Source organism: Amycolatopsis sp. NPDC003861 (assembly GCF_053605405.1).
In genome coordinates this window covers 24,869-36,632 of the sequence record NZ_JBSGJD010000076.1, presented here as the reverse complement: position 1 = coordinate 36,632, position 11,764 = coordinate 24,869, and the positions used below count along the sequence as shown (strand labels likewise).

Here is an 11,764-nt window from a genome sequence, read left to right as displayed (position 1 = left end):
GGTCACACTAGACCGGTAGGGGGTTGTTGTTCAATTGGGGTGTTTTGGTAAACCGGGGCGCGGGCGACACGCCCCATGGGCCAAAAAACCCCCGCGCGGCCCCCCCGGGGGGGGTGGCGCGGCGCGGTCGGTCCCAGGTGGGACTAGCCCGAGAACGGCCCGTCTTCCGGAAGACGGAGGTCCGGCTTGTCGAGCTCCTCCACGTTGACGTCCTTGAACGTGATGACCCGGACGTGCTTGACGAAGCGGGCCGGGCGGTACATGTCCCAGACCCACGCGTCGGACATGCGGACCTCGAAGTACACCTCGCCGCCGCCGTCGCGGACCTGGACGTCCACCGCGTTCGCCAGGTAGAACCGACGCTCGGTCTCCACCACGTACGAGAACTGGCCGACTATGTCGCGGTACTCGCGGTACAGCGAGAGCTCCATCTCGGTCTCGTACTTCTCGAGATCCTCTGCGCTCATGAAATCCGCGCCCCTCCTCGGGATCGTGCCGCTGCTCCGCCGGCGGAGCGTTCATTGTGACCCACAGCCGCGGCCGGGGCATGCAGCGGCAGGCTGAGTTGTGGTTCCAAAGCTTCGTCGAGGACGGCCGTCAGGCTCGCGCCGCCGCCGTTCTCCATGGCCTTCTCCAGCGCCGCATACGTCAGCAGGACCGGCCGCGCGGGCCGCAGGCCGTGCTTGACGGCCACCGTGGCCACGTTCGTGTAGGACCAGCGGTGGACGTCGCTGGGACCGTGTTCGCGCAGCGCCGCCATGTGATCGGACGTGCTGTACCCCTTGTGGACGTCGAACCCGTAGTGCGGGAAGTCGTTGTGGTAGCCCGCCATGATGCGGTCTCGCGTCACCTTGGCCAGCACCGACGCGGCCGCGATGCAGGCCACCGAACGGTCGCCCTTGATGACCGCCGCGTTCGGAGCCGTCAGGCCGGGGACGCGGAAGCCGTCGGTGAGGATGTAGCCCGGCTGGACCCGCAGGGCCGCCGCGGCGCGGCGCATGCCCTCCAGGTTCATCACCCGGATGCCGTAGAGATCGACCTCTTCGGTCGGGATGACGATCACCGAGAAGTCGACGGCCCGGGCGAGGACCAGGTCGTAGACCCGGTCGCGCGCCTTGGCCGTCATCATCTTCGAGTCCGTCAGCTCGGTGAGCTTCGCCGCGTCGCCCTGTTTGAGCACGCAGGCCGCGACCACCAGCGGCCCCGCGCACGCGCCGGCGCCGGCTTCGTCCACGCCAGCGACCGGGCCGAGACCACGGCGGTCGAGCGCGCCTTGCAGACCCCAGAAGAGGTCGCCGCGCACCACGGCTCGCGGCGGCCGGATCGGCTCGGCCGCCGTCAGGGGAACGGGAAGTGTCAAAGCTGGATCACCCGTCTGCCGGCAAGGGGCTAGGGCTTCCGCCCGGCCGCCCGGCGCAGTCCGGACTTGAGTTTGCGACCGAGGAACAACGCCGGCCACGCCGCCGCGATCCCGGCGCCGAGCGGGAGCCCGCTCTGCCAGGCCGGCGCGCCCAGGGCCACCGGCTGCGCCGCTTCCTGCGGGTTGTGGTCGGAGATGCCGCCCCACCGGCTCGGCGGCAGGACGATGATCCGTGCCTTGCCGATGACGTTCTCCACCGGGACCGCGCCGTTCACACCGCCGCCACCCTGGAACCGGGAGTCGTCGGAGTTGTTGCGGTTGTCGCCCTGGACCCAGAGCATCCCGGCGGGAACCTTGACCGGCTCGAAGGTCTTCTGCTCTTGGACGGCCGGGTCTTCCCAGTGGATGTACGGCTCGTCGAGCGCCTTGCCGTCCACGATCATCCGGCCCTGCGGGTCGCAGCACTGGACGGTCTGGCCGCCGACGGCGATCACCCGCTTGACGAAGTCGCGCTCGTCCGGCGGGGCGAACCCGACCAGCGAGCCGAGACCCCGCAGGCCCTGGACGATGATGTTGCCCGACTCCTGCGGCGCGATCTCGTTGTTGATCCACGCCTGCGGGCCCTTGAACACGATCACGTCACCCGGGGCGGGCTCGGTGAAGTCGTAGGTGACCCGATCGACGAGGATCCGGTCCCCGGTGCACCCGGGGCACCCGTGCAGGGTGGCCTCCATGGAGCCCGAAGGGATCATGAAGACCTTCGCGAGGAATGTCTGGATCAGGATCGTGAGCACCAGGGCGATCACGAGCAGGATCGGCAGTTCCTTCCAGAACGACCGTTTCTTGGCGGGCTTGGCTCGCCGCCGGCGGGATCCCCCGCGCTCCTCGGAGCGGGACAGCCTGGGCTTGTCCTCCTCGGAGCGATCGGGGTCATCCTCGGGAGCGTTCTGGGACACGGGTTCGGCCACGTCGTCAGGCTACCGGTAACGGGGTGGTGACTCAGTTAGCCGACGCCGTCTCGCGGTTCTCGCGACGCTCCTTGATCTTGGCCTTCTTGCCGCGGAGGTCGCGCAGGTAGTACAGCTTCGCGCGCCGCACGTCACCGCGCTTGTGGACCTCGATCTCGGCGAGGTTCGGCGAGTGCACCGGGAAGGTGCGCTCGACGCCGACGCCGAACGAAACCTTGCGCACGGTGAAGGTCTCCCGGATGCCACCGCCCTGACGGCGGATGACCACGCCCTGGAAGACCTGGTTGCGCTCGCGGTTGCCCTCGATGACGCGGACACTCACCTTGAGCGTGTCGCCCGGGCGGAAGTCCGGGATGTCGGAACGCAGCGACTGCTTGTCCAGCGCGTCCAGGGTGTTCATCGGTGGTCCGTCCTCGTCTTCGGTATGGCTTGCGTACAGATCCCGGGCGCGCAACGGTGCCGCTGCGGGCGACCCGGGGGGCTGATGGCGGGCTCGTGGACGAGGAGGTCCACTCACGCCAACCTGTCAAGTATTACAGACCGGGATCGGGCCGGGAGAACCGGCCCTCGGCCTGCTCGGGGTCCAAGCCCTCGAGGACCCCGCGATCGTGCTTGTCGAGACTACCTTCCGGCAGCGCCGCCAGGAGATCGGGGCGGCGGCGGGCGGTGCGCTTGAGGGCCTGGTCACGCCGCCAGCGGTCGATCAGCGCGTGGTTGCCCGACCGCAGGACGTCCGGCACGGCCAGCTCCCGCCACACCTCCGGGCGCGTGTAGCTGGGCCCTTCGAGCAGGCCGTCGGAGAACGAGTCCTCCGCGGCCGAACGCGCGTTGCCGAGCACCCCGGGCAGCAGCCGGACGACGGCCTCGACCATGACCAGCACCGCCGCCTCGCCGCCGACCAGCACGTAGTCGCCGATCGACACCTCGTCGACCGGCATCCGGCGGGCGGCGTCGTCGACGACCCGCTGGTCGATGCCCTCGTACCGGCCGCAGGCGAACACCAGGTGCTTTTCCGACGCGTAGGCGTGGGCCAGCTCCTGCGTGAACGGCCGCCCGGCCGGCGTCGGGACGACGAGCCGCGTCTCGGACGTGCAGACGTCGTCGAGTGCCGGGCCCCAGATCTGCGGCTTCATCACCATGCCGGGGCCGCCGCCGTACGGCGCGTCGTCGACCGCGCGGTGCACGTCGTGCGTCCAGTCGCGCAGGTCGTGCACGCCGACCTCGATGAGGCCGCGGTCGATCGCCCGGCCCAGCAGCGCGGCGCGCAGCGGGTCGAGGTACTCGGGGAAGATCGTGACGACGTCGATCCGCATGTCAGGCGTCCAGGAGCCCTTCCGGCGGGTCGAGCACGACCCGGCCGCCGGCGACGTCCACCGTGGGGACGATCGCGCGGACGAACGGCACCAGCACGTCCCGGCCCTCGACGTCGAGCTCCAGGAGCTCGCCCGCCGGCGAGTGGACGACCTCGACGACCTTGCCGACGACCGTGCCGTCGGCGAGCTCGGCCCGCAGGCCGGCCAGCTCGTGGTCGTAGAACTCGTCCGGGTCCGACGTGGGCGGCAGCGTGGCCGTGTCGGCCACCAGCAGCGCGCCTCGCAGCGTCTCGGCGACGTCGCGGGTCAGGACCTCCTCGAAACGCACCAGCAGCCGCCCGCTGTGTTCGCGGGCGGCTGCGATGGTGAGGTCCCTTTTGCTGCCGTCACGCAGCTTCGTCGTGACGGCCGCACCGATCTTGAACCGCTCTTCCGGCGAGTCCGTGCGCACGTCCACCGCGAGTTCTCCGCGGATGCCGTGCGCCTTCGCGATGCGGCCGACTACGACGTCCATCCTGACCGTTTTCCGTGAAGGCTCAGCGGTCGGTGTCGACGACGTCCACGCGGACGCCGCGGCCACCGATGCCGCCCATGACGGTGCGCAGAGCGGTCGCCGTGCGACCACCCCGGCCGATCACCTTGCCGAGGTCGTCGGGGTGCACGTGCACCTCGAGCGTGCGGCCACGGCGCGTGGTCAGCAGCTCGACCCGGACCTCGTCCGGGTTGTCGACGATCCCGCGCACCAGGTGCTCGAGGGAGTCCGCGAGGAAACTCACTCGGACTTCTCGCCCTCAGCGGCCTCCGCCTTCTCGGCCTCGGCCTTCTTCGGGGCGGACTTCTTCTTCGGCGTGGTGGCCTCGGTGGAGGGCTCCTCGCCGGCCGCGGCCAGCGCCGCGTTGAACAGGTCCTGCTTGGACGGCTTCGGCTCGGCCACCTTCAGGGTGCCCTCGGCGCCCGGCAGGCCCTTGAACTTCTGCCAGTCACCGGTGATCTCCAGCAGGCGCTGGACCGGCTCGGTCGGCTGCGCGCCGACACCCAGCCAGTACTGGGCGCGCTCGGAGACGACCTCGATCAGGCTCGGCTCTTCCTTCGGGTGGTACTTGCCGATCGTCTCGATGGCCTTGCCGTCCCGGCGGGTGCGCGCGTCGGCGACGATGATGCGGTAGTACGGCGCACGGATCTTGCCGAGGCGCTGCAGCTTGATCTTGACGGCCACGGGTGTGGGTTCTCCTCGAATCTCTCTGGTGCTGGGCTGGGCGCACGCGGGCCGAGTGGGGACACGGACGCGGGCACCCGAAGGTCAGGAGCTTTCGCACGGTGAGAGGGTCCGGCGGAAGCAGGCAGTGACCCATTCTGCCAGACGGCACCCGCGCCCCTAGAAAGAGGCCACCCCGAGCGCCCCGAGCAGGATGGTCAGCGCCGGGAGGAAGTTGTTCACCTGGTGCGCGACGATGCTGCCCGGCAGGCGGCCGGTGACCAGCCGCACCAGGCCGATCGGCACCGCGATGACCAGCAGCAACGTCGTCCGCAGGGGCTCGAGGTGGCTGGCCGCGAAGACCGCCGTAGACAGCAGGAAGGCCGCGACCCGGCCCCACCGCTCGCTGCGCCACTGCAGTTGTTCCGCGGCACCCCAGAGCAGGCCGCGGTAGATGATCTCCTCGCAGATCGGGCCGAGCAGCCAGAGGTAGACGAACATCACCAGGGCCGCGGAGATCGACATCCGGCGGTCCTCGACCAGCGCGCTGATCGCCGACGTCGCGTTCGCGTCGCCGACCAGCTGCGTCCACAGGTAGGCGGCGAGGGTGGTGAAGACGAGCCCGACGCAGCCGTAGCGCAGCCCGGTCTTCACGTCGGCCCAGCGCCACTCGAGCCGCAGGTCGGACACGGGCCCGTTGCCGCGGACGAAGGTGATCAGGACCGCGACGCCGGCCGCGATCATCGTCGGCAGCATGGTGCCGAGCAGCACGACGCGCATCGGCAGCGGGCCGGGACCGGTGTCGCCGACGAGGACGGACACGAAGGCCGCCGAGGCCAGCAGCACGGCCTCGACGAGCAGGAAGGCGCCGAAGCCCCACCGGTGCCGCGGCGCCGGCGGCAGGAAGGCGGTCGCGGCGGGCTCCTCGGGCTCGGGGAACGGCGTGGCGTCGGCAGCCGGGTCCCGGGGCTGGGAAGTGGTCACGCCTTGCCCTCCGCGTCGGTCGGCTCCAGAGGTCGAGCCTAGCCGCCGCGATGTGATCTCACAGTATCCGTCCAGCTACTGTCCATCGAACTTCGCAACGGTCAGTGCGCGACGAACAGGAGCACCGCGGGCGGCAGGTTGTTGGCCGCGTGGGCGATCACCCCGGCGCTGACCCGGCCGGACAGGTGCCGGGCCAGTCCCATCGCGATGCCCTGGCCGAACAGGGCGATCGTGCGGGTCGGCTCGCCGTGCAGCTGGGCGAACACGAGCGAGGTGAGCACGAGCACCACCCACGGCGGGATCCGGTGGACCGACAGCGCGTTCCACAACGTGCCGCGGACCAGCAGTTCTTCGGTGATCGGCGCGCCGGCGATGACGATCACCGCCGCGAGCACCAGCCACACCGTGTCGCCGTCGAAGGTGTCGGCGAGGTCGGTCAGCGGGCTGTCGGAGACGTCGTCGGCGCCGTAGACCGCGATCAGCATCAGGTTGAGCAGGTAGCCGACGACCAGGGCGAGCACCCCGCAGGCGAGGCCGATCCGGACGTCGCGCCAGGTCGGTTTGAGGCCGAAGTCGGCGCGCAGCCCCTGTCCCCAGCGCCACGAGCCCACCGCCGGGCCGAGGCCGAGCAGGAGGTTCGGCACGAACGCCAGGAGCAGGAGCGGGCCGATGTCGTGCAGCTCGAGGGGGTCGAACTCGCCGACGTTGCGGTTGACCGCCGCGGCGATGATCAGGTTGGCCAGGTAGTAGCCGGCGATGCCCGCGAAGAACGCCACGAAACACCAGTGCGCTCCCAGCACGCGCCGTGCGCCGTCGTCGTCCGTCACGTCTCCCACGCTAAAGTGCCGACCCCGCAACGGAATCAGCGGGGTCTACGCGTGGACGACGCCGCCGAGCACGATGTGCGACGGATGCCGCAGGACGCCCAGGTCCTCGCGCGGATCGCTCGGGTAGACGAGCAGGTCGGCGGGCGCGCCGTCGGCGATGCCGGGGTGGCCGAGCCAGTCGCGGGCGGCCCAGGACGCGCTCGCGAGGGCCTGCTCGCGGGTCAGGCCGGCGCGGTGGAGCGCCTCGATCTCGTCGACGAGCCTGCCGTGCTCGACCATCCCGCCGGCGTCGCTGCCCGCGAAGACGCGTACGTCGGCTTCGATGGCCGAAGCGACCATCTCGCCCACGCCCGCATGCAGCGCGCGCATGTGCGCGGCGTACGTCGGGTACTTGCCCGCCTTGTCCGCGATGCCCGGGAAGTTCTCGATGTTGATCAGCGTCGGGACCAGGGCGACGTCGTGCCGCGCCAGCTCGGCCAGTTGGTCGGCGCTCAGGCCGGTGCCGTGTTCGAGGCAGTCGATACCGGACGCGATCAGCCCCGGCAACGCCGCTTCGCCGAACACGTGCGCGGTAACGCGGGCGCCGTGGTCGTGCGCCACCTTGACGGCTTCGGCCAGGACGTCGTCCGGCCACAGCGGCGCGAGGTCGCCCACGCCGCGGTCGATCCAGTCGCCGACGAGCTTGACCCAGCCGTCGCCATCCCGCGCCTGCTCGGCGACCGCGTCCGGCAGCTGCTCCGGGTCCTCGAGCTCGATGCCGAGGCCCGGGATATAGCGCTTGACCAGGGCGAGGTGCCGTCCGGCGCGGATGATCGTCGGCAGGTCGGCCCGCTGCTGCAGCGGCCGGACGTCGATGGGCAGCCCGCAGTCGCGGATGAGCAGCGTCCCGGCGTTCCGGTCGGTGATCGCCTGCTCGGCCGCCTCGTCGAGCGAAACGGGGCCGCCGACGCCGATGCCGGGGTGGCAGTGCGCGTCGACCAGGCCGGGCACGAGGAAGACGTCCCGGCCCAGGGTCTCGGCGTCCGGCACCGGCTCGAACGAGATCCGGCCGCCGGTGATCCACAGCTCCCCCGGCTCGCCGCCGGGCAGGATCACCCCGGCGGCGTGGAGCGCGGTGCTCAATTGTCCTTGGGGTTCTTCGGCAGCTTGAACTTCGACGGGTCGAAGCCCGGGACGTCGTTCATGCCGCCCAGCTGCGACAGGTCGGGCATGCCGCCCGGCATCCCGCCACCCGGGGGCAGCATCGGCATGCCGCCGGGGAAGCCGCCGCGGACCTTGGGGGGCGTGGGGCCGCGGCCCTTCTTGCCCTTCTTGCCCTTGCGGGACTTCGAACCGCCCCCGCCGCCGAAGCCGAACCGGCCGGCCATCTGGGCCATCATCTTGCGGGCCTCGAAGAACCGGTTGACCAGGTCGTTGACCTCCCGGACGGTGACGCCGGAGCCGTTGGCGATGCGCAGCCGCCGGGACCCGTTGATCATCTTCGGGTCTTCGCGCTCGGCCGGAGTCATGCCGCGGATGATCGCCTGCAGCTTGTCCAGGTGCTTGTCGTCGACCTGGGCCAGCTGGTCCTTCATCTGCCCGGCGCCCGGGAGCATGCCGAGCAGGTTGCCGATCGGGCCCATCTTGCGGACCGCGAGCATCTGCTCGAGGAAGTCCTCCAGCGTGAGCTGGCCACTGGAGAGCTTCTCCGCGGCCTTCTCGGCCTGCTTCTGGTCGAAGGCCTGCTCGGCCTGCTCGATCAGGGTGAGCACGTCACCCATGCCGAGGATCCGCGACGCCATCCGGTCCGGGTGGAAGGTGTCGAAGTCCTCGAGCTTCTCGCCGTTGGAGGCGAAGAGGATCGGCTGACCGGTGACTTCGCGCACGGACAGCGCGGCACCACCGCGCGCGTCGCCGTCGAGCTTCGTGAGCACGACACCGGTGAACCCGACGCCGTCGCGGAACGCCTCCGCCGTGGTCACGGCGTCCTGGCCGATCATCGCGTCGACGACGAACAGGACCTCGTCCGGCTCGACCGCGTCGCGGATGTCGGCGGCCTGCTTCATCAGCTCTTCGTCGACACCCAGGCGGCCCGCGGTGTCGACCACGACGACGTCGTGCTGCGCGTGCTTGGCCTCGGCGATGGCGCGGCGGGCGACGTCGACCGGGTCGCCGACGCCGTTGCCGGGCTCGGGCGCGAAGGTGACGACACCGGCGCGCTCGCCGACGACCTGCAGCTGCGTGACGGCGTTCGGGCGCTGGAGGTCGCAGGCGACCAGCATCGGCGCGTGGCCCTGCTTCTTCAGCCACATCGCGAGCTTGCCGGCGAGCGTCGTCTTACCGGCACCCTGCAGACCGGCGAGCATGATCACGGTCGGCGGGGTCTTGGCCAGGTTCAGCCGGCGCGTCTCGCCGCCGAGGATCCCGACGAGCTCCTCGTTGACGATCTTGATGACCTGCTGGGCGGGGTTGAGCGCCTGGGAGACCTCGGCGCCCTTCGCCCGCTCTTTGATCCTCGCGATGAAGGTCTTGACCACGCCGAGGGCGACGTCGGCCTCCAGCAGCGCGATGCGGATTTCGCGCGCGGTGGCGTCGATGTCGGCGTCGGACAGCTTGCCCTTGCGCGTGAGCGTCTGCAGGGCGGCGGTGAGCCGATCGGAGAGGGTGTCGAACACGGGTGTGCACGCTCCAGCTGGGTCGATGGTGGCGCGCCGGACGCGGCCGGCTCTGTCGAGGGTAGTCGCTCCCGCTCCTTCTCTTCGCGGGTGTGCGCACGTTCATACGCATACGTTAAACAACGCGCGGGTCCACTTTCGTGTGACTTCGCGGAAATAGGTGGCGCAGACGGCGGAATTTGGTAAACATAGGTGCATGACCGCTGTCCTGAGCGAACCGGCCATCGACGCCGACGCACCCGTCCCGCTGCGGCGGATCGCCGGGCTGTTCCGCCCGCACCGGGGGCCGCTCGGCGCACTGTTCGCGCTGATCGTCGTGCAAGCCGGCCTCGGCGTGGTGTCGCCGTTCCTGCTGCGCGAAATCCTCGACGACGCCCTCCCGCACCGCGACACGCTGCTGATCAGCCTCCTGGCGGCCGGGATGATCGTCTGCGCGGCTGGCAGCGCCTCCCTCGGCGTCGCCACGACCGGGCTGTCCAACACCATCGGGCAGCGGGTCATGAACGAGCTGCGCGTCTCGGTGTACGGCCACTTCCAGCGGATGTCGCTCGGGTTCTTCACGCGGACGAAGAGCGGCGAGGTGCTCTCGCGGGTGTTCAACGACATCGGCGGAGTGGACAACGTGATCACCACGACGGCCGGGTCGATGGTCCAGAACGCGACCACGACGATCGCCATCGCGGTGGCCCTGGTCCTGCTGGATTGGCAGCTCGCGGCGCTGTCGTTGATCGTGGTGCCGTTGTTCCTGCTGTTCACGCTGCGGCTGGGCAAGAAGCGGCGGACCCTCGCCCGCGGCCGGACCCGCCGGATGGCCCGGCTGACGACGATGGTCGAAGAGTCCCTGTCGGTCACCGGGGTGCTGCTCGCCAAGACCATGGGCAACGAGCGGGCGATGCGCGAGCGTTTCGCGGCGGAGTCGCGGGAGATCGCTTCGCTGGAACGAGCGGCCGCTCTGGCCGGCCGCTGGCAGATCGCGTCGCGGGCGATGAGCCTGACGGTGATCCCGGCCCTGGTCTACTGGATCGCCGGGCTGGCGCTGGCGGGCGGTGCGTCGCCGATCTCGCTCGGCACCGTCGTGGCGTTCACCAGCATGCTCAACCGGCTGGTCGCGCCGGCGAGCGCGATGCAGACCATCGGGCAGAACGTGGCGACGTCGAAAGCGCTGTTCGGCCGCATCTTCGAGGTCCTGGACCTGCCGGTGGAGATCGCGGACAAGCCCGGCGCGCGAGAGCTGGAGGTGCGCCGCGGTGACGTCTCGATGCGGGGCGTCTCGTTCCGCTACGCCGAAGACGGCCCGCCGACGCTGCGGGACATCGACCTCGACGTGCCGGCCGGGACCACGACGGCTCTGGTCGGCTCGACGGGCTCGGGCAAGACGACGCTGGCGTACCTCGTCGCCCGGTTGTACGAGGTGAGCGGCGGCTCGGTGACGATCGACGGCACCGACGTCCGGGACGTCACGCTGGCTTCGCTCGCGGCCGGAGTCGGGCTGGTGTCGCAGGAGACGTACCTCTTCCACGACACGGTGCGGGAGAACCTGCGCTTCGCCAAGCCGGACGCGACGGACGACGAGATCGAACGGGCGGCGAAGGCCGCGCACATCCACGACACCCTGGCCGGGCTGCCGGAGGGGTACGACACGGTCGTGGGCCAGCGCGGCTACCGGTTCTCCGGCGGGGAGAAGCAGCGGATCGCCATCGCCCGGGTGATGCTGCGCAGCCCACCGGTGCTCATCCTCGACGAGGCGACCAGCGCGCTCGACAACCGCACCGAACGCTCGGTGCAGGCCGAGCTGGACAGGCTCGCCGCCGGCCGTACGACGCTGACGATCGCGCACCGGCTGTCCACTGTGGAGCACGCGGACCAGATCGTGGTGCTGCACGAGGGCCGGATCGTGGAACGCGGCACGCACGACGAGCTGCTGACGCGCGGTGGGCGTTATGCCCGGCTGGTCCGAGGGAACACCTAATGTGGGTCCATGCACACGGAACCGGCCCGGATCCTTGACGAGACCGCCGCGCGGGTCACCGCCGACGCCGAACTCGCCGACCTGTCCCGGCGGGTACGCGAAGGCGTCGGGCGGCTGAACTGGCGGATGCGCGCGGAGGCGGACCGGCACATCCCCGGACCGGCGGTGCTCGCGGTGCTGAGCCGGCTCTACCGCGCGGGCACGCAGACGCCGACCGAGCTGGCCGAAGCGGAACGGCTGCAGCCGCAGTCGCTCACCCGCATCCTGGCGTCGCTGGACCTCCGCGGCCACATCGAGCGGACGCCGGACCCCGACGACGGACGCCGTTCGCGGGTCAGCATCACCGACGAGGGCCTCGCCGTCCTGCGCCGGTACAGCACCCAGCGCGAACGCTGGCTGGCCGGGGCCATCGAATCGACGCTCTCGCCGACCGAGCAGCAACTGCTCCGGCTGGCCGCCGACCTGCTGATCCGGGTCGCGGACGCCTGAAAGCT

14 protein-coding genes are annotated in these 11,764 nt (G+C 70.6%); 2 read left to right on the top strand and 12 right to left on the bottom strand.

Features of this window, described 5'->3' with window-relative positions; all coding sequences use genetic code 11:
• Window positions 1-143 precede the first annotated feature (143 nt).
• The 12 genes from ACWEVN_RS20445 to ffh all read right to left on the bottom strand — a co-directional run bounded on the left by ACWEVN_RS20445 (window position 144) and on the right by ffh (window position 9,301).
• Window positions 144-467: a DUF2469 domain-containing protein gene (locus ACWEVN_RS20445; protein WP_003096226.1), complete on the bottom strand. Its 324-nt coding sequence runs from the start codon at window positions 465-467 to the stop codon at window positions 144-146.
• Window positions 464-1,306, bottom strand: a complete 843-nt coding sequence (locus ACWEVN_RS20440; protein WP_452052298.1) for a ribonuclease HII — start codon at window positions 1,304-1,306, stop codon at window positions 464-466. Before ACWEVN_RS20440 ends, ACWEVN_RS20445 begins: the two co-directional genes overlap by 4 nt.
• An 83-nt stretch (window positions 1,307-1,389) precedes the next feature.
• Window positions 1,390-2,328: a signal peptidase I gene (lepB, locus tag ACWEVN_RS20435; protein ID WP_310974440.1), complete on the bottom strand. Its 939-nt coding sequence runs from the start codon at window positions 2,326-2,328 to the stop codon at window positions 1,390-1,392.
• A 31-nt stretch (window positions 2,329-2,359) separates the two neighbouring features.
• Window positions 2,360-2,728 carry a 50S ribosomal protein L19 gene (gene rplS, locus ACWEVN_RS20430; RefSeq protein ID WP_091306793.1) on the bottom strand — a complete coding sequence of 123 codons (369 nt, stop codon included), beginning with the start codon at window positions 2,726-2,728 and terminating at the stop codon, window positions 2,360-2,362.
• Between the two features lie 133 nt (window positions 2,729-2,861).
• Window positions 2,862-3,641, bottom strand: coding sequence for a tRNA (guanosine(37)-N1)-methyltransferase TrmD (gene trmD / locus ACWEVN_RS20425; protein WP_452052296.1), 780 nt, complete (start codon window positions 3,639-3,641; stop codon window positions 2,862-2,864).
• Between the two features lies 1 nt (window position 3,642).
• Complete coding sequence (gene rimM, locus ACWEVN_RS20420; protein WP_452052295.1) at window positions 3,643-4,155, bottom strand: ribosome maturation factor RimM; 513 nt, start codon at window positions 4,153-4,155, stop codon at window positions 3,643-3,645.
• Between the two features lie 22 nt (window positions 4,156-4,177).
• The gene (locus ACWEVN_RS20415; RefSeq protein WP_003103110.1) at window positions 4,178-4,417 is read right to left on the bottom strand and encodes an RNA-binding protein; all 240 of its coding nucleotides are present in this window, start codon (window positions 4,415-4,417) and stop codon (window positions 4,178-4,180) included.
• Window positions 4,414-4,857 (bottom strand): 30S ribosomal protein S16, encoded by a 444-nt coding sequence (gene rpsP / locus ACWEVN_RS20410; protein WP_043780385.1) that lies wholly within the window; start codon window positions 4,855-4,857, stop codon window positions 4,414-4,416. Before rpsP ends, ACWEVN_RS20415 begins: the two co-directional genes overlap by 4 nt.
• Window positions 4,858-5,016: 159 nt before the next feature.
• Entirely contained in the window at window positions 5,017-5,820 is an 804-nt protein-coding gene (locus tag ACWEVN_RS20405; RefSeq protein ID WP_310974443.1) for a CPBP family intramembrane glutamic endopeptidase, read from the bottom strand.
• 101 nt (window positions 5,821-5,921) lie between these two features.
• Window positions 5,922-6,647 (bottom strand): CPBP family intramembrane glutamic endopeptidase, encoded by a 726-nt coding sequence (locus ACWEVN_RS20400; protein WP_310974444.1) that lies wholly within the window; start codon window positions 6,645-6,647, stop codon window positions 5,922-5,924.
• Between the two features lie 45 nt (window positions 6,648-6,692).
• The gene (locus tag ACWEVN_RS20395; RefSeq protein WP_452052294.1) at window positions 6,693-7,769 is read right to left on the bottom strand and encodes an amidohydrolase family protein; all 1,077 of its coding nucleotides are present in this window, start codon (window positions 7,767-7,769) and stop codon (window positions 6,693-6,695) included.
• Window positions 7,766-9,301, bottom strand: coding sequence for a signal recognition particle protein (gene ffh / locus ACWEVN_RS20390; protein WP_449683675.1), 1,536 nt, complete (start codon window positions 9,299-9,301; stop codon window positions 7,766-7,768). The genes ACWEVN_RS20395 and ffh overlap by 4 nt, the downstream gene beginning before the upstream one ends.
• 196 nt (window positions 9,302-9,497) lie before the next feature.
• Between ffh and ACWEVN_RS20385 the strand changes: the two genes are divergently transcribed.
• Both ACWEVN_RS20385 and ACWEVN_RS20380 read left to right on the top strand, forming a co-directional pair.
• Complete coding sequence (locus tag ACWEVN_RS20385; protein ID WP_452052293.1) at window positions 9,498-11,270, top strand: ABC transporter ATP-binding protein; 1,773 nt, start codon at window positions 9,498-9,500, stop codon at window positions 11,268-11,270.
• Window positions 11,271-11,279: 9 nt separating this feature from the next.
• A complete protein-coding gene (locus tag ACWEVN_RS20380; protein WP_449683677.1) occupies window positions 11,280-11,759 on the top strand; it encodes a MarR family winged helix-turn-helix transcriptional regulator in 480 nt (159 codons plus the stop codon).
• Window positions 11,760-11,764: the final 5 nt, after the last annotated feature.